Origin of the sequence: Pseudomonas sp. HTZ2 (assembly GCF_033173945.1) — a bacterium.
GTDB lineage: Bacteria > Pseudomonadota > Gammaproteobacteria > Pseudomonadales > Pseudomonadaceae > Aquipseudomonas > Aquipseudomonas guariconensis.
In genome coordinates this window covers 3,261,006-3,276,849 of sequence record NZ_CP137332.1, presented here as the reverse complement: position 1 = coordinate 3,276,849, position 15,844 = coordinate 3,261,006, and the positions used below count along the sequence as shown (strand labels likewise).

The window sequence follows — 15,844 nt, the reverse complement described above, 5'->3', positions numbered from 1 at the left end:
TGCCAGCGTCGGCTGGCACGGGACCAGCCGGCATTGCATGCTCAGGCAACGCAGGCGTCCAGCGCTAGCGCCTGCTCTACGCCTAGCAACCGGCTGATGCGCTGGCAATCATCCTCACGCCGCAGTTCGGCAAACAACACCACTGCCTCGGGATAACTACGGGTCAGCATGGCCAGCCACTGCTTCAAGCGCCCGGGCGCATAACGCGGCGACAGTTTGGCCTGAGCCTGACGCCAGAATTCACGCAGCAGCGGCATCAGGTCGTCCCAGGTCATCGGTCGGTAGTCCCGCCCGTCGCGAGCCGCGGCGATCTGCAAGCCCAGGTCCGGCCGCGACACCAGACCACGGCCGAGCATGATGTCTTCGGCCCCGCTGACTTGGCGGCAACGCCGCCAATCATCGACGGTCCAGATTTCGCCATTGGCGAACACCGGCACTTTCACCACATCCTGCACCCGCGCCACCCATTCCCAATGGGCCGGCGGCTTGTAGCCCTCAACCTTGGTCCGGGCGTGCACCACCAGATGTTCGGCTCCACCTTCGGCCAGCGCAGTGGCGCATTCCAGGGCACCGTCCGGACTGTCGAAGCCTAGCCGCATCTTCGCGGTCACCGGAATGTGGGCCGGTACCGCACGACGAACCTCGTGGACGATGGCATGCAGCAACTCGGGCTCCTTGAGCAGCACCGCGCCACCTCGAGACTTGTTCACCGTCTTGGCCGGGCAACCGAAGTTCAGGTCGATCACCGGCGCGCCCAGCTCGCAGGCCAGCACGGCGTTGTCGGCCAGACAGGCCGGATCCGAACCCAGCAATTGCACGCGCATCGGCACCCCGGCTGCCGTCCGCGCGCCCTGGCGCAGCTCAGGCGCCAGCTTGTCGAACGACGAGGCCGGCAGCAGGCGATCACAGACACGGATGAACTCGGTGACACACCAGTCGATGCCGCCCACCCGGGTCAGGACGTCGCGCAGGATGTTGTCTACCAGCCCCTCCATGGGGGCCAGGGCAATTTGCATGTCAGGGTCTCGGCGAAAAAGGCGGCAGTCTAGCAAAAAAGACTGCCGGATCAGGCACCGGCCAGCGCCGGGCCGTAGCCTTCGATAAATTCTGCAGGCATGCGCTTGGGCTTGCCGCTGGACAACTCGATACAGGCAAAGGTGGTTTGCGCTCGCAATAGGGTGACGCCGTCACGCGGGCGCTTGAGCTGAAAGCGGCGGGTCATGCGTAGGCGCTGGTCCCAGTCGATGATCCAGGTGGCCAATTGCAACTCGTCGTCTTCATAGGCGGCGGCGAGGTAGTCGATCTCGTGGCGGACCACGGCCATGGCACGGTCCAGGCGGCGGTACTCGGCCAGATCCAGCCCCAGCCGCTGCGAATGACGCCAAGCGCAACGCTCCAGCCAGGTGACGTAGACCGCATTGTTGGCATGGCCGAGGCCGTCGATGTCCTCGGTGCCGACGCGAAGATCAATGATGAATGGCGATGCCAGATCCCAGCTCATGCCCGCTCCCCTTGGTCAGTGATCGGGCAGAGTGTACCGGATGCTCAGGCGCTTTGCCGCGCTCCTTGTGACGTGCGCGCCAGCAGCTCAAGCACCGCCTGATTCACCCGCGGATCAGCCAGCACACGCTGATGGCCACCCTCCTCCAACAACATCAGGCGGCTGTCGAACCAGGCGTTGTGGATGGCCTGAGCCTCACTGACCGGCACCAGGATATCGTCGCAGGCATGCACCACCAGGCCAGGCACGTCCAACTGGTAGCCGCTGACATCCAGCCGCGAGATCTGCACGCCAACTTCCTGCTCGACCTGGCGGATGAACGCTGCTCTAGCCCGCGCCGGTAGCCCCAGGCGATGGGCAAAACCTCGCAATACACCAAGCAATTGCGCCGGCGCAGCGATGCTCACCGCGGCCTCGGCACGCAGCCCCCATTGCAGAGCCAGCAGCATACTGGCCCCGCCCATGGAATGCCCCACCACCGCACGCAGCGGCGGCAATTCGGCAGCCGCCTCCAGCAAGGCGCGGGCAAACAGCCCTACATGGGCATGCTGCCCGGGAGACCGCCCGTGACCCGGCCCCTCAAGTGACACCACGGTGTGCCCGGCCGCTACGAGTGCCTCGATCAGGGCTGCGAACTGAGTGGGCCGACCTTCCCAACCGTGCATCATCAACACGGTCGGCCCCTTGCCCCAGCGCAAGGCCGAGAGCCCAAAACGCAGAGTGATGCGCTCGGCCCTGGACAACAGGGGCAGTTCCCATTGCCGAGGCGGCAAAGGACGCGGGGTCATGAATGCGCGACGCATCTTGCCGGCGACATGCTCTGGGGCCAGGCGACCCAGAGTGCCATTGACGCCACGAATCCAGCTCAGAGTAGTCATCACCTTGCTCCAGAGGTCGGTTAGCTCAGATCACCGCCGATTTGGCGGCGCGCAGGATACGGTCGGACAGCTCGCTATCACCCAAGGCCCGCGCCAAGGTCAATCCGCCAATCATCAGGGATAGATCGGCAAAGGCCTTGTCGATGTCTTCTGGGCGATCAACCATTTGCGCGGTCATCAACTCGAGGTGCTCGGCCAATACCTCACGGAAGGTTTCGGGCAGGCGCTGCATCTCGCTCAGGGCAGTGGGCAGTGGACAGGCGTGCTCATGGGCATCGCGGTGCTTGCGCGACAAGTAGAACGCTGCCACCAGCGCACGTCGCCCTGCCCCATCGACGCTCGGGTCCACTTGGGCAAGCAAGGCTCGGCGCTCACAAAGCAACTGGCGAAATGCCTCGAGCATCAGCTCGTCCTTGCTGTCGAAATGGGCGTAGAATCCCCCGACTGTCAGCCCGGCGGCCCCCATCACCTGACTTACGCTAGGGTCGGCGGGGCCTTGTTGAATCAAGGCACTGCGGGCTGCCGCCAGGATGCGCTCGCGGGTCTTGCTCTTCTTGTCACTCATGGCAACCTCGGAAATATTATGATCGGAATATTATTCCCATAATATTTTTTTGCAAGCAGAAAACCGCCATCCCGTCTGGAGGACTGCTTTTTTCGAGGCAGAAAAACAAAAGGCCCATTCAATATGCGAATGAGCCTTTAAAGTCCCGCAAAACGCGGGTAAAAGTGGCGTCCCCTAGGGGACTCGAACCCCTGTTACCGCCGTGAAAGGGCGGTGTCCTAGGCCACTAGACGAAGGGGACGTGAACCTTCGTGCAGATCCGCTGATGCAGACCTTGGCAGAATTGGTGGAGCTAAGCGGGATCGAACCGCTGACCTCCTGCATGCCATGCAGGCGCTCTCCCAGCTGAGCTATAGCCCCAAAGTGAAAACAAAAGGCCCATCCAAACATGAGAATGAGCCTTTCAACTCCCGCAAAGCGCGGGTAAAAGTGGCGTCCCCTAGGGGACTCGAACCCCTGTTACCGCCGTGAAAGGGCGGTGTCCTAGGCCACTAGACGAAGGGGACAACAACCTTCGTGCCGATCCGTTTCCACGGACCGCGGCAAATTGGTGGAGCTAAGCGGGATCGAACCGCTGACCTCCTGCATGCCATGCAGGCGCTCTCCCAGCTGAGCTATAGCCCCGGATTTCTAGCCTCTCGGCCCAGCGACATCGAAACATCGCTTGTGCAAAACTGGCGTCCCCTAGGGGACTCGAACCCCTGTTACCGCCGTGAAAGGGCGGTGTCCTAGGCCACTAGACGAAGGGGACGAACCTTCTACCTCAAAGACCGGATTGCTGGAACCGATCTTTCTTCCCGATCAATTACCTTGATCGTGAAGCGGAATTTGGTGGAGCTAAGCGGGATCGAACCGCTGACCTCCTGCATGCCATGCAGGCGCTCTCCCAGCTGAGCTATAGCCCCACGATGTCGCGCTGAGCTGAAGTGCTGGCTGGGTGCCTTGCGCTTCGTTTTGCTCATCGCTGTGGACGGGGCGCATATTAAGTTCCGATTGCAGGGCTGTCAAACAAATTTTTGAAAATACCCAAAAAATTTTTCACAGATAACAATCACTTACCGCCCTGCCCTGAGGAACCCGCAACGCCGCGCCCGTAGGAGCAGGTTTGTCCGCGAATGCCGAGGTGAATGCACCTTCGTATACGCGGGCCAACCCGCCCCCACAGCTCAACGACGAGCCTCGGAAAGCTGTCAGGCGATGCTCGCCAGCAGTTTTTCCCATTCCTTGTTTTCTTTCTTCGACACGCCACCGAGCAAGTCCAACGCCTGGCGCAGACGGTAACGGGTCAGGTCAGGGCCGAGGATTTCCATGGCATCAAGCACCGATACCGAGCTGGCTTGGCCCGTGACGGCCGCGAACATCAGCGGCATGGCGTCACGCAGTTTCAACTCAAGGGCATCGACCACCGCCTGGATGCAGCCGGTGATACGGTCCTTCTCCCACTGGCGCAAGCTTTCAAGCTTCCACAGGATCAATTGCATGACCTGGCGCACCTGATCGGCGGACAGCTTCTTGCTCTCGAACAGCTTGGCATCGAGCTTGAGGGCACCTTCGAAGAAGAAGCCGCCCAGCGCAGCGATCTGGCTGAAGGTCTCGACCCGGCCCTGCACGTGTGGCGCGATCTTCATCATATAGTCGCTGTTGAAGGCCCACTTCTGCACGCGTGCGGCGAACTCTTCCACCGGCAGCTCGCGCAGCCACTGGCCATTGAGCCAGGACAGCTTTTCGATGTCGAAGATCGGACCACCCAAGGAGATGCGCGACAGGTCGAAGTGCTCGACCATCTCGGCCAGGGAGAACTTCTCGCGCTCGTCCGGCATCGACCAGCCCATGCGGCCCAAGTAGTTGAGCATGGCTTCAGGCATGAAGCCCATGCGCTCGTAGAACGTCACCGAGGTGGGGTTCTTGCGCTTGGACAGTTTGGATTTATCGGGGTTGCGCAGCAGCGGCATGTAGCAGAGCTTGGGCTGCTCCCAGCCGAAGTACTCGTACAGCTTGATCAATTTCGGCGCCGACGGCAGCCACTCCTCACCACGCAGGACGTGGGTGATGCCCATCAGATGGTCATCGACCACGTTGGCCAGGAAGTAGGTCGGCAGGCCGTCGTTTTTCATCAACACCTGCATATCCATGCGATCCCATGGGATCTCGACGTCGCCACGGAGCATGTCAGGAACCACGCAGACACCTTCGCTCGGCACCTTCATGCGGATCACATGGGGTTCGCCGGCGTCCAGTCGTCGCTGCACTTCCTCGGCGCTCAGCAACAGCGCGCGGCCGTCATAGCGCGGGGTCTCACCCCGGGCCATCTGCTCGGCACGCATCTGCTCCAGCTCTTCAGCGGTGCAGAAGCAATAGAAAGCGTGGCCGGCATCGACCAGTTGCTTGGCGTACTTGGCGTAGATCTCACCGCGCTCGCTCTGTCGGTATGGACCGTGGGGGCCGCCGACGTCCGGGCCTTCGTTCCATTCGATGCCGAGCCAACGCAGGGCGTCGAAGATCTGCTGCTCAGACTCACGGGTCGAGCGCAACTGGTCGGTATCTTCGATACGCAGGATGAACTCACCGCCGTGCTGCTTGGCAAAGCAGTAGTTGAACAGGGCGATGTAGGCGGTGCCGACATGGGGATCGCCGGTGGGCGATGGCGCGATGCGCGTGCGAACGGTGGTCATGGAGAGTCTCGAACGAAAGATGAAACAAAGGCGGGATGTTAGCAGGGAGCGGGCGTCCGGCTCCAGCAATGGCGCGATTGTCACTTGTGAGGGCGCCAGTACTGGCTGTTAAATTTACTTACATTTCTGGAACCATAGTACCCATGCCCGCCCAGCTCAAACGTCGCCTGTTGATCTTCTTCACCCTGGTCCTGCTCGTCGCCCTCGCCTTCCTGGCCCATTGGTACTTCAAGGGCCGCTTCTACGAGAGCACCGACAATGCCTATGTCCAAGGTGAAATCACGCGCATCTCAAGCCAGCTCGGTGCCCGCATCGACAACGTCCTGGTCGAGGACAACCAGCATGTGACCAAGGGCGAGCTCCTGGTTCACCTGGAACGGGCCGATTTCGAACTGGCCGTCGAGCGCGCCCGGGCAGCCCTGGCCACCCGCGAAGCCGAACGTGAGCAGGCGCAAAGCCGGCTGACCCAGCAAGGCAGCCTGATCGCGGCCGGCCAAGCCCAGGTGGCCGCCAACCAGGCGACCTTCAACCGCTCGCAACTAGACCTCAACCGCGCCCAAGCCTTGCGTAAGCCGGGTTTTGTCTCTGAGGAACGTGTCACTACTCTCTCGGCGGAGAGTCACGTGGCCCGCTCCCAAGTCGACAAGGCCCAGGCCGATCTGCAAAGCCAGCGCCAGCAGGTCAATGCCTTGAGCGCTGACCTCAAGCGCCTCGATGCGCAGATCGCCAATGCTCGTGCCGACCTGGCCCAGGCCGAGCTGAACCTGAGCCGCTGCGAAATCCGCGCGCCGATCAGCGGCACCATCGGCCAACGCAACGCACGCAATGGACAGGTAGTGCAAGCTGGTGCCTACCTGCTATCGATCGTTCCGGATGAAGACATCTGGGTGCAGGCCAACTTCAAGGAGACCCAGATTGGCCGCATGCACCCAGGGCAACGCGCAGAGCTGGTGTTCGACAGCTACCCGGATACCCCAATAGAAGGCCAGGTGAACAGCCTGTTCGCCGCCTCCGGGGCACAGTTCAGCCTGCTGCCGCCGGACAACGCCACCGGCAATTTCACCAAGGTGGTCCAACGTATCCCGGTGAAGCTCACCTTTGCCGCGGACAACCCGCTGCATGGACGTATCCGTCCGGGCATGTCGGTAACCGTGACCGTTGACCTGCGCGATGCGGACGAAGGCCAAGATGGCCGGTGACGCGCTGATACGCCCCACTGCGGAGCCAAGCCGTCGCGACTGGATCGCGGTAATGAGCGCGATGCTCGGGGCCTTCATGGCGGTGCTGGATATCCAGATCACCAACTCATCGCTCAAAGACATTCAGGGCGCGCTTTCGGCCACCCTTGAGGAAGGCTCATGGATCTCCACCTCGTACCTTGTGGCGGAGATCATCATGATCCCTCTTACCGCCTGGCTGGTGCAGCTGCTCTCGGCCCGGCGCTTGGCGGTCTGGGTGTCACTGGGATTTCTCGCTTCCTCGCTGCTGTGCTCCATGGCCTGGAACCTGGAGAGCATGATCCTTTTTCGCGCTCTTCAGGGTTTCACCGGCGGCGCCCTGATCCCCCTGGCGTTCACCCTTACGCTCATCAAGCTGCCGGAACACCAACGCGCCAAGGGCATGGCCATGTTTGCCATGACGGCCACCTTCGCCCCGTCGATCGGCCCGACACTGGGCGGCTGGCTGACCGAGAACTGGGGCTGGGAGTACATCTTTTATATCAATGTGCCACCAGGCATCGTGATGATCGCGGGCCTACTCTATGGTCTTGAGAAGAAAGAGGCCCATTGGGACCTGCTCAAGCGCACCGATTACGCCGGCATCGTCACGCTGGGGCTGGGCCTGGGCTGCTTGCAAGTGTTTCTAGAGGAAGGCCATCGCAAGGATTGGCTAGAGTCGAACCTGATCGTCAGCCTCGGCACGGTAGCACTGATCAGCCTGATCACGTTTGTCATCCTGCAGTTCTCCAGACCTCACCCGCTGATCAACCTGCGCATCCTCGGCAACCGCAATTTCGGGCTCAGCAGCGTGGCAAGCTTGGGGATGGGCGTAGGGTTGTATGGCTCGATCTACTTGTTGCCGCTGTACCTGGCGCAGGTCCAGGGCTACAACGCCTTGCAGATCGGCGAGGTGATCATGTGGATGGGGTTGCCGCAGCTGTTCCTGATTCCGCTGGTGCCGCTGCTGATGAAGGTGATTCCGCCCAAGGTCCTCTGCGCACTGGGCTTTTGCCTGTTCGGACTGGCCAGCTTCGGCTCAGGCGTATTGAACCCTGATTTTGCCGGGCCGCAATTCGATCAAATCCAGATCATCCGTGCCGTGGGGCAGCCGATGATCATGGTGACCATCTCGCTTATCGCCACCGCCTACATTCTGCCGGAAGACGCCGGCTCAGCGTCGAGCCTGTTCAACATCCTGCGCAATCTGGGCGGGGCGATCGGTATCGCCCTGCTGGCGACACTGCTGGACGCGCGAACCAAGGTGTATTTCGATTACCTGCGAGAATCAGTGGTGCCAAGCAATCCACAGGTGGCCGAACGGCTATCGCAGTTGGCCGAGCGGTTGGGCAGCGATAACGCGGCGCTGGGCAAACTGAGCGAGATCACCCACCAGCAAGCGCTGATCATGGCCTACAACGACGCCTTCCACTGGGTTGGCTTGGGACTGGTGGTGAGCATGGTGGCCGTGTTGCTGACCCGCAAGTTGCCACCGGGAATGAAGCCGGGCGAGGCCCATTGAATGGGTGTCGCCTGCCCTTTTCGCGGGCAAACCCGCGAAGAAGTCTTACAGGCACTCGAGCGATCAACTCACTATTAATCGATCGCGCAGTTGGGTGATCTCGTCGCGCAATTGGGCGGCCGCCTCAAACTCCAGGTCGCGGGCGTACTGGAACATCTTCTCCTCCAATTGCTTGATGCGCTTGGTGATCTGCGCCGGCGTCTGCAACTCAGCCTCGTTGCGGGCGCTCTCTTGCGCTGCCTTGGCCATGCTCTTGCGCTTCTTGCTGCGTCCGCCCGGAACGCTTGCGCCTTCCATGATGTCGGTGATGTCCTTGACCACGCCTTTGGGCACGATGCCGTGGGCCAGGTTGAATTCGATCTGCTTGGCCCGGCGTCGCTCGGTCTCGTCGATGGCCCGTTGCATGGAGCCGGTGACCTGGTCGGCATAAAGGATCGCCTTGCCGTTGAGGTTACGTGCGGCGCGGCCGATGGTCTGGATCAGGGAGCGTTCCGAACGCAGGAAACCTTCCTTGTCGGCATCCAGGATGGCCACCAGGGACACCTCGGGCATGTCCAGGCCCTCGCGCAACAGGTTGATGCCCACCAGCACGTCGAATGTACCCAAGCGCAGGTCACGGATGATCTCGACCCGTTCGACAGTATCGATGTCCGAGTGCAGGTAGCGTACCCGCACGTCGTGATCGGCCAGATAGTCGGTAAGGTCCTCGGCCATGCGCTTGGTCAGGGTGGTGGCCAGCACTCGCTCGCCAGCACCCACGCGCTTGCGGATTTCCGACAGCAGGTCATCGACCTGGGTCAGGGCCGGCCGCACCTCCACCTGCGGATCCACCAGGCCGGTGGGGCGCACCACCTGCTCCACCACCCGCCCGGCGTGCTCGGCCTCGTACGGACCGGGGGTGGCCGAGACGAAGATGGTCTGCGGGCTGACGGCCTCCCACTCGTCAAAGCGCATGGGGCGGTTGTCCAGGGCCGATGGCAGACGGAAGCCGTACTCCACCAGAGTTTCTTTGCGCGAGCGGTCGCCCTTGTACATCGCACCGACCTGGGGAACGCTGACGTGGGATTCATCGATAACCAGCAACGCGTCCGCCGGCAGGTAGTCGTACAGAGTCGGTGGCGGCGCGCCGGCCGGTCGGCCGGACAGGTAGCGCGAGTAGTTTTCGATGCCGTTGCAGTAACCAAGCTCGAGGATCATCTCCAGGTCAAAGCGGGTGCGCTGCTCCAGACGCTGGGCTTCTACCAGCTTGTTCGCCTTCTGTAGGTAGTCCAGGCGGTCCTTGAGTTCTTCCTTGATGCCCTCCACTGCCTCGAGCAAGGTCTCGCGTGGCGTGACGTAGTGGCTCTTGGGGTAGAAGGTGAAGCGCGGCAGCTTACGGAAGACCTCGCCGGTGAGCGGGTCGAATGCGGCGATGTTCTCCACCTCATCGTCGAACAGCTCGATGCGGATGGCCTCAAGGTCCGATTCGGCCGGGAAGATATCCACCACATCCCCACGCACGCGGAAAGTGGCACGGGCGAAGTCCATCTCGTTGCGGGTGTATTGCAGGTCCGCCAGGCGGCGCAGCAGTGCGCGCTGGTCGAGTTTATCGCCACGATCGACGTGCAGGACCATCTTCAGGTAGGTCTCGGGGCTACCCAGGCCGTAGATGCAGGACACCGTGGTGACGATGATCGCGTCGCGGCGTTCCAGCAAGGCTTTGGTAGCCGACAGTCGCATCTGCTCGATGTGATCGTTGATCGAGGCGTCCTTCTCGATGAAGGTGTCGGACGAGGGCACGTAGGCCTCAGGCTGGTAGTAGTCGTAGTAGGAGACGAAATACTCCACTGCGTTGTTCGGAAAGAACGCCTTGAACTCGCCGTACAACTGCGCCGCCAGGGTCTTGTTCGGTGCCAGTACCAGGGTCGGACGCTGCACCTGCTGGATGACATTGGCGATGCTGAAGGTCTTGCCCGAGCCGGTCACGCCCAGCAGGGTCTGGTGCGAAAGCCCAGCCTCGATGCCTTCGACCATCAGTCGGATGGCTTCGGGCTGGTCGCCGGCCGGCTGGAAACGGGTGACGAGTTGGAACTCGGACATGACGGACCTCGCGGTAACGCAGCAACTGTAAATTTAGCCAGTAGTCTATACCCAAATGCGCTCGCCGGGACCAGAATCAAGGTCAAGCTGCGAACGCGCATTACAGTGGACCGGGCAATTCGACCAATGGTTGAAAAATATTCGCACAAAAGCCCGGAAAACCTGCGCCAGACTGTCGCGGTGACCGATGGGTATCACTATACTGACTCCCCGCTTGCGCACCACTTCTGTGCACTCGGCCGGAGTGTGCGCGTCCTATCACTCTCCAATCAGAGCCAAGGTAACAATGAGCCTGTTTTCCGCTGTCGAGCTGGCACCCCGCGACCCCATCCTGGGCCTCAACGAAGCATTCAACGCCGACCCACGTACCGACAAGGTCAACCTGGGTGTAGGCGTGTACTGCAATGAGGAAGGCCGCATTCCGCTGCTGCGCGCCGTGATCGAAGCCGAGACCCAGCGTGCTGCCCAGCACGCCTCGCGCGGCTACCTGCCGATCGATGGTATCGCCACCTACGACCAGGCCGTACAGAAGCTGCTGTTCGGCGCCGAGTCGCCACTGCTGGCCGCTGGCCGCGTGGTCACCGTACAGGCCGTTGGCGGTACCGGTGCTCTGAAAATCGGCGCCGACTTCCTCAAGCGTATTTCACCCAACGCCGTCGTAGCCATTAGCGATCCGAGCTGGGAAAACCACCGCGCCCTGTTCGAAAGCGCTGGCTTCCCGGTGCAGAACTACCGCTACTACGATGCGCCGAGCAATGACGTCAACCGCACTGGCATGCTCGAGGATCTGAACAATCTGCCTTCCGGCTCCATCGTCGTGCTGCACGCCTGCTGCCATAACCCGACCGGCGTCGACCTGACCCTGGACGATTGGAAAAACGTTCTGGACGTCGTCAAAGCCAAGGGCCACGTGCCCTTCTTGGACATGGCCTACCAAGGCTTCGGTGACGGCATCGCTGAGGACGCCTTCGCGGTGCGCCTGTTCGCCGAGTCGGGCATGGAGTTCTTCGTTTCCAGCTCGTTCTCCAAGTCGTTCTCGCTGTACGGCGAGCGCGTTGGTGCGCTGTCGATCGTCACCGCCTCGAAAGACGAAAGCACCCGTGTGCTGTCGCAGGTCAAGCGTGTCATCCGCACCACCTACTCCAACCCGCCGACTCACGGCGCGACCATCGTCGCCACCGTGCTCAACAGCGCTGAACTGCGCCAAATGTGGGAAGCGGAGCTGGGCGAGATGCGCGAGCGTATCCACGGCATGCGCAAGCAGATGGTCGAGCTGCTGGCCCAGTACGGCGCCAAGCGCGACTTCAGCTTCGTGGGCCGCCAGGTGGGCATGTTCTCCTATTCGGGCCTGACCGTTGAACAAGTGGCCCGCCTGAAGAACGACTTCGGTATCTATGCCCTGGACACTGGCCGTATCGCCGTTGCCGCGTTGAACCAGAGCAACATCCACGTCGTCACCAAGGCCATCGTCGAAGTGCTGTAACTCATTGATTGCTCAGGGGGAAGCTTGACTTCCCCCTGGCGATCAGTAAGATACGCGCAGATTCCGCGATAGCTCAGTCGGTAGAGCAAATGACTGTTAATCATTGGGTCCCTGGTTCGAGTCCAGGTCGCGGAGCCAAACATTGAAAAAACCTCCAGACGCGTAAGCACTGGAGGTTTTTTCGTTTCTGCCGTTGCGTTCTATTTCAGTGGCTCGGTGACAGGTTTGCCCTCATCGACCAGACTCCAAACCAGCAGTTTGGCGGGCCGGCTCTGGCTGGCGTTACGCGACACACTGTGCACGGTACCCGGTGCCTCGTACCAGTACTCCCCTGCCTTGTAGATCCTTTCTCGCTCATCATTGAGCTTGGAAGCCACCGCCCCCTCGAGTACATAGGCCATAACCGCGCCAGGGTGCTGATGGGCCGGCGAGGCCTGTCCCGGTGCATAACTGACGGTGAGCATGACGGCTTTTTTGCCAGGCGCATTGCTGGGAAGCCGCTCTTGCAGGATCTTGACCTGATTGGGCTGCTCACCGTGGGCCCAGGCTGGCGCTTGTAGGCCCCAAAGGCCGCAGGACAGCAGCAAGACGAGGGAGTGATGGAGGGTTTTCATGGGTTTCTCCTGATGGGCGATTGCCAGCAGGTTATGTCCCGATGCGCTAGGGGCAAATGGCCAATTCAGCGAAAAAGCAGGAGGCCGATCGGCGTCGATCCTGGGCCGCTGTGCGCCCCATATCAACCTTCAGCTCTTCAAGGCCGACCGATCGGATAGAACTCGCCGCTACTCCAGACACCCAGCCACACTTGTCCGTCGATCTCGCGCGGCACCGCCAACTCGACCAATTGGTAGAATACGTTGCGGTGAATCAACGCCTCGAGGTTGCTGCGCATGAGGATATAAGGCGAAGGTTCCTGGGTTCGCGAATCGATTTCGACACGTAGGGGATGGTCCTTGCCAGCAGCGACCTGATCGTCGACGTTACTGGTAAAGCGCAGCACCTGTTGCTCGCCGCTGCCTTCCACATCCAGCGTGACAGCGACGAACGGTGCGTCATCGACGCGGATGCCGACCTTCTCCACCGGGGTAACCAGAAAATAGTCATCGCCGTCGCGGCGAATGATGGTGGAGAACAACCGCACCATCGGCTTGCGCCCGATAGGTGTGCCCAGGTAATACCACGTGCCATCCCGGGCGATGCGCATGTCGATGTCGCCGCAGAAGTCCGGGTTCCATAGATGCACCGGCGGCAAGCCCTTCTCCTTGGGGATCTGCGCCAGAAGATCGTTGGCCTTGCCGCTACCTGTCATGCCCCTGCCCTCAACGACTCATACCCACGAGACTACGAGCGTAATCGCGCATGGGCTGAGCAAGCAAATCTTCCGGCGCATTGTCGTGGAACGTCAACAAACCGCCACGGCTCTTGATACGTACGGTGTCGATCAGATAGCGAGTGCTAGTCTCGATCAGCATCATCTGTACCACGCCAGTGTCCACGCCCAAACGATCCACAGCCTGCTCGTCATACCATTCGTCCCCATTGCCGATGCGGTCGTCGCTACGAGCGAAGCGAGTGTACAGGACGTAATCGGCCCCAACCGAGCGCGCCTCGGCAATCGCCTCCTCCAGCCCCAACGGCCCCTGTGCACGACGTACCAGCGGGAAGTACTCGACAAAATTCTTGTAGGCTTCCTCGGCCACAGCGTTCTGGCGTGGAACCGGACCTTTGGCCGGCGGTACGAAGTGGCCTTGGCCGATGAAGATGAACGAATCTGGTTGCAGACGCACCGACAGGCTGCGCCGAGTCTCGCTGTGATCCAGCAGCCCAGCATCGCTCATGTGGTACCGAACGCCTTCTCCCATATCACTGACATTCATGCAGCCGCCCAACGCCATCAGGGCGAGCGACAAGACCAGGCTACGCATCATTCCTCCAGAACCCGGCGACGAAAAACCGGCGAATAGCCGCCAGATGCAGCTTTTGCGCCAGAATCAACCGCCGATCACTTTCATGATCGTCACCCCACCGGAAAACGCCACATCCTGCTTGTCCGCCAAAGCCTTGACCAATAACCGCTGCAGGCTGGGAAGCGCCTGGTGACGCGGCTTGTCGAGCAAATCGCCGACAAAATGCCGATTACCCGATGACAAGCAGCCATGCAGCCAGCCCGTGGAGGACAACCGCAGGCGTGAGCAGGTTCGGCAAAATGGCACGCTCTCGTTGGCAATCACGCCGAAATGCCCTTTGCCGGGAATGCGATAACGCATCGCAGTGGCATCGATAGGGGCACTCGCCTGTTGATAGGCATGAACTTGGCCGATCAACCCAAGCAGTTGCTCCAGGCTCACGAACTGCTGCAGAAAAGCGTTGTGATCGCGGGCCAGATGCCCCATGCGCATGAGCTCGATGAAGCGCAGCTCGTATCCTCGCTCCAGGCAATAATCCAGTAGCGGCAACACCTGATCGAGGTTCTGCCCACGCATCGGCACCATGTTCACTTTGATGCTCATACCAGCGGCACTGGCTCGCGCCATGCCGGTCAACACGCTCTGCAGGTCACCTCCGCGCGCAATTCGGCGAAACGCCTGCGGATCGAGGGTATCGAGGGAAACATTCAGGCGGCGAATACCAGCATCTAGCAACAGCGGCAGCTTGCGTGAAAGCAGCTGGCCATTGGTGGTCAGTCCGATCTCGGCCAGCCCCAGCTTGGCCACCGACTCCAGAAAGCCTTCCAAGCGGGGACTGACCAAGGGCTCCCCCCCGGTAATGCGTAGTCGCTCGATGCCAGCCGCCTCGACCAGGTAGGCTACGCCGCGGGCCAGGGTTTGCGCCGGGAGTTCATCCTGTGCCGCCACCAGGCGCTTGCCATCAGGCACACAGTAGGTACAGGCGTAGTTGCAAGCAGCCGTCAGGCTGACACGCAGGTTGCGAAAACGCCTACCTTGACGATCGACGATCATGAATGACTCCGGCATGGAAGAATCGGGCCTGCAAAACCTGACTCAAAAATCAGGTTTTTGCAAGCCTCAATGCCGGACGGTGCAGGGAAAGGCCGGTCAGACCTTCAGTTTGCGATTTCCGGGTCGCGTTTGCGCTTGTTGCCCATGCGTACGCCGATGTCCATGAGGAACTGGAAGAAACCTTCCTGATCCTCCAGTACATTGCTCCAGAAGGGTGAGTGGTACAGCGCAACGGCGCCATGCACCAACGCCCAGGCGGCGCAATAGTGGAAGTATGGCGGCACGTCCTCGAGCTTGCCCTCGCTGATGCGCCCCTTGATCAAGAGGGTCAGGCGATCGAAATTGGAGGCACGGATGCGGTGCAGTTCGTCGACCATCTCCGGCACCTGGTTGCCCTTGACCACTTTCTCTTCCAGGCGGTCGAACAGCCGGTAGCGCTGCGGATCGCGCATGCGGAACTCGAAATAGGCGCGCGACAGGGCCTCCTTGTCACGGTCGACGTCGTCCGAATGCAACAGCGCGTTCAGGTCACGCTCATAGTCGAGCATCAGGCGCAGGTATATCTCCGCCTTGGACTTGAAGTGCTTGTAGATCGTGCCTTTGCCGATGCCCACGGCGTCGGCGATCATCTCGACGGTGACGCTGTCTTCCCCTTGTTCGAGAAACAGCTTGAGCGCGGTATCGAGGATCTCTTGTTCGCGGCGGCGAAACTCACGGACCTTACGAGGTTCTTTCTGCATAGGAAGGACTGGATGACAATCGAAGCGGATTATTATGCCTAACTTGCAGGAAATTGCACGGATCATCCAAGCATCTGTGTATCACGATACGTGCAAGGAAGCCCTCAAGCCTTTGGAAAATACGCCCAGCCATACAGGGATGGCCCAATGGTTCCAAGGCGTATTCCAAATCTGTTTAAAAAACGACCAGTTGTCGCTGGCACTGTGCCAAACCTGACCAATACTTG

Annotated in this window: 14 protein-coding genes and 7 tRNA genes; 4 read left to right on the top strand and 17 right to left on the bottom strand. The window is 60.9% G+C overall.

Annotated elements, in window-relative coordinates; all coding sequences use genetic code 11:
* Positions 1-41: 41 nt before the first annotated feature.
* From R6G97_RS15240 to gltX, 11 genes are all read right to left on the bottom strand, one after another.
* Positions 42-1,016, bottom strand: coding sequence for a tRNA dihydrouridine synthase (locus R6G97_RS15240; RefSeq protein WP_043215804.1), 975 nt, complete (start codon positions 1,014-1,016; stop codon positions 42-44).
* Positions 1,017-1,066: 50 nt separating this feature from the next.
* Positions 1,067-1,501 carry an acyl-CoA thioesterase gene (locus R6G97_RS15235; RefSeq protein ID WP_043215805.1) on the bottom strand — a complete coding sequence of 145 codons (435 nt, stop codon included), beginning with the start codon at positions 1,499-1,501 and terminating at the stop codon, positions 1,067-1,069.
* A gap of 44 nt (positions 1,502-1,545) precedes the next feature.
* Complete coding sequence (locus tag R6G97_RS15230) at positions 1,546-2,379, bottom strand: alpha/beta fold hydrolase (protein WP_043215806.1); 834 nt, start codon at positions 2,377-2,379, stop codon at positions 1,546-1,548.
* A gap of 25 nt (positions 2,380-2,404) precedes the next feature.
* Positions 2,405-2,944: a TetR/AcrR family transcriptional regulator gene (locus R6G97_RS15225; RefSeq protein ID WP_043215808.1), complete on the bottom strand. Its 540-nt coding sequence runs from the start codon at positions 2,942-2,944 to the stop codon at positions 2,405-2,407.
* A gap of 165 nt (positions 2,945-3,109) precedes the next feature.
* A tRNA-Glu gene (locus tag R6G97_RS15220) sits at positions 3,110-3,185 on the bottom strand.
* Between the two features lie 43 nt (positions 3,186-3,228).
* A tRNA-Ala gene (locus R6G97_RS15215) sits at positions 3,229-3,304 on the bottom strand.
* A gap of 70 nt (positions 3,305-3,374) precedes the next feature.
* Positions 3,375-3,450 (bottom strand) — tRNA-Glu (locus tag R6G97_RS15210).
* A 42-nt stretch (positions 3,451-3,492) separates the two neighbouring features.
* Positions 3,493-3,568 (bottom strand) — tRNA-Ala (locus R6G97_RS15205).
* A gap of 51 nt (positions 3,569-3,619) precedes the next feature.
* Positions 3,620-3,695: transfer RNA gene (locus R6G97_RS15200), tRNA-Glu, on the bottom strand.
* A 78-nt stretch (positions 3,696-3,773) separates the two neighbouring features.
* A tRNA-Ala gene (locus R6G97_RS15195) sits at positions 3,774-3,849 on the bottom strand.
* 285 nt (positions 3,850-4,134) lie between these two features.
* Positions 4,135-5,616, bottom strand: a complete 1,482-nt coding sequence (gltX, locus tag R6G97_RS15190) for a glutamate--tRNA ligase (protein WP_043215431.1) — start codon at positions 5,614-5,616, stop codon at positions 4,135-4,137.
* A gap of 143 nt (positions 5,617-5,759) precedes the next feature.
* Here gltX and R6G97_RS15185 point away from each other — a divergent pair, with 143 nt between their 5' ends.
* The gene (locus R6G97_RS15185) at positions 5,760-6,815 is read left to right on the top strand and encodes an HlyD family secretion protein (protein WP_043215434.1); all 1,056 of its coding nucleotides are present in this window, start codon (positions 5,760-5,762) and stop codon (positions 6,813-6,815) included.
* The gene (locus R6G97_RS15180) at positions 6,805-8,355 is read left to right on the top strand and encodes a DHA2 family efflux MFS transporter permease subunit (protein WP_043215436.1); all 1,551 of its coding nucleotides are present in this window, start codon (positions 6,805-6,807) and stop codon (positions 8,353-8,355) included. The genes R6G97_RS15185 and R6G97_RS15180 overlap by 11 nt, the downstream gene beginning before the upstream one ends.
* A 63-nt stretch (positions 8,356-8,418) precedes the next feature.
* Here the strand turns inward: R6G97_RS15180 and uvrB are convergent, their stop codons facing one another.
* Positions 8,419-10,434 (bottom strand): excinuclease ABC subunit UvrB, encoded by a 2,016-nt coding sequence (gene uvrB / locus R6G97_RS15175; protein WP_043215438.1) that lies wholly within the window; start codon positions 10,432-10,434, stop codon positions 8,419-8,421.
* Between the two features lie 286 nt (positions 10,435-10,720).
* Here uvrB and R6G97_RS15170 point away from each other — a divergent pair, with 286 nt between their 5' ends.
* Together R6G97_RS15170 and R6G97_RS15165 are read left to right on the top strand one after the other, a co-directional pair.
* Positions 10,721-11,917 (top strand): amino acid aminotransferase, encoded by a 1,197-nt coding sequence (locus tag R6G97_RS15170; RefSeq protein ID WP_043215441.1) that lies wholly within the window; start codon positions 10,721-10,723, stop codon positions 11,915-11,917.
* Between the two features lie 62 nt (positions 11,918-11,979).
* Positions 11,980-12,055 (top strand) — tRNA-Asn (locus R6G97_RS15165).
* A 62-nt stretch (positions 12,056-12,117) separates the two neighbouring features.
* Here R6G97_RS15165 and R6G97_RS15160 read toward each other — a convergent pair.
* The 5 genes from R6G97_RS15160 to R6G97_RS15140 form a co-directional block, all read right to left on the bottom strand.
* The gene (locus R6G97_RS15160) at positions 12,118-12,531 is read right to left on the bottom strand and encodes a cupin domain-containing protein (protein ID WP_317847185.1); all 414 of its coding nucleotides are present in this window, start codon (positions 12,529-12,531) and stop codon (positions 12,118-12,120) included.
* Between the two features lie 137 nt (positions 12,532-12,668).
* Positions 12,669-13,226, bottom strand: a complete 558-nt coding sequence (locus R6G97_RS15155) for a DUF1285 domain-containing protein (RefSeq protein WP_090343793.1) — start codon at positions 13,224-13,226, stop codon at positions 12,669-12,671.
* A 10-nt stretch (positions 13,227-13,236) separates the two neighbouring features.
* A complete protein-coding gene (locus R6G97_RS15150) occupies positions 13,237-13,842 on the bottom strand; it encodes a DUF4823 domain-containing protein (RefSeq protein ID WP_043215446.1) in 606 nt (201 codons plus the stop codon).
* Between the two features lie 66 nt (positions 13,843-13,908).
* Positions 13,909-14,877, bottom strand: coding sequence for a GTP 3',8-cyclase MoaA (locus R6G97_RS15145; RefSeq protein WP_317847184.1), 969 nt, complete (start codon positions 14,875-14,877; stop codon positions 13,909-13,911).
* A gap of 104 nt (positions 14,878-14,981) precedes the next feature.
* On the bottom strand, positions 14,982-15,617 hold the full coding sequence (locus tag R6G97_RS15140; protein ID WP_043215450.1) for a TetR/AcrR family transcriptional regulator: 636 nt from the start codon (positions 15,615-15,617) through the stop codon (positions 14,982-14,984).
* Positions 15,618-15,844: the final 227 nt, after the last annotated feature.

What these genes read in the sequence shown, in the direction of transcription:
- R6G97_RS15240 (WP_043215804.1), bottom strand. Translation starts at nt 1,016, where the DNA reads ATGCAAATTGCCCTGGCCCCCATGGAGGGGCTGGTAGACAACATCCTG.
- R6G97_RS15235 (WP_043215805.1), bottom strand. Translation starts at nt 1,501, where the DNA reads ATGAGCTGGGATCTGGCATCGCCATTCATCATTGATCTTCGCGTCGGC.
- R6G97_RS15230 (WP_043215806.1), bottom strand. Translation starts at nt 2,379, where the DNA reads ATGACTACTCTGAGCTGGATTCGTGGCGTCAATGGCACTCTGGGTCGC.
- R6G97_RS15225 (WP_043215808.1), bottom strand. Translation starts at nt 2,944, where the DNA reads ATGAGTGACAAGAAGAGCAAGACCCGCGAGCGCATCCTGGCGGCAGCC.
- gltX (WP_043215431.1), bottom strand. Translation starts at nt 5,616, where the DNA reads ATGACCACCGTTCGCACGCGCATCGCGCCATCGCCCACCGGCGATCCC.
- R6G97_RS15185 (WP_043215434.1), top strand. Translation starts at nt 5,760, where the DNA reads ATGCCCGCCCAGCTCAAACGTCGCCTGTTGATCTTCTTCACCCTGGTC.
- R6G97_RS15180 (WP_043215436.1), top strand. Translation starts at nt 6,805, where the DNA reads ATGGCCGGTGACGCGCTGATACGCCCCACTGCGGAGCCAAGCCGTCGC.
- uvrB (WP_043215438.1), bottom strand. Translation starts at nt 10,434, where the DNA reads ATGTCCGAGTTCCAACTCGTCACCCGTTTCCAGCCGGCCGGCGACCAG.
- R6G97_RS15170 (WP_043215441.1), top strand. Translation starts at nt 10,721, where the DNA reads ATGAGCCTGTTTTCCGCTGTCGAGCTGGCACCCCGCGACCCCATCCTG.
- R6G97_RS15160 (WP_317847185.1), bottom strand. Translation starts at nt 12,531, where the DNA reads ATGAAAACCCTCCATCACTCCCTCGTCTTGCTGCTGTCCTGCGGCCTT.
- R6G97_RS15155 (WP_090343793.1), bottom strand. Translation starts at nt 13,226, where the DNA reads ATGACAGGTAGCGGCAAGGCCAACGATCTTCTGGCGCAGATCCCCAAG.
- R6G97_RS15150 (WP_043215446.1), bottom strand. Translation starts at nt 13,842, where the DNA reads ATGCGTAGCCTGGTCTTGTCGCTCGCCCTGATGGCGTTGGGCGGCTGC.
- R6G97_RS15145 (WP_317847184.1), bottom strand. Translation starts at nt 14,877, where the DNA reads ATGATCGTCGATCGTCAAGGTAGGCGTTTTCGCAACCTGCGTGTCAGC.
- R6G97_RS15140 (WP_043215450.1), bottom strand. Translation starts at nt 15,617, where the DNA reads ATGCAGAAAGAACCTCGTAAGGTCCGTGAGTTTCGCCGCCGCGAACAA.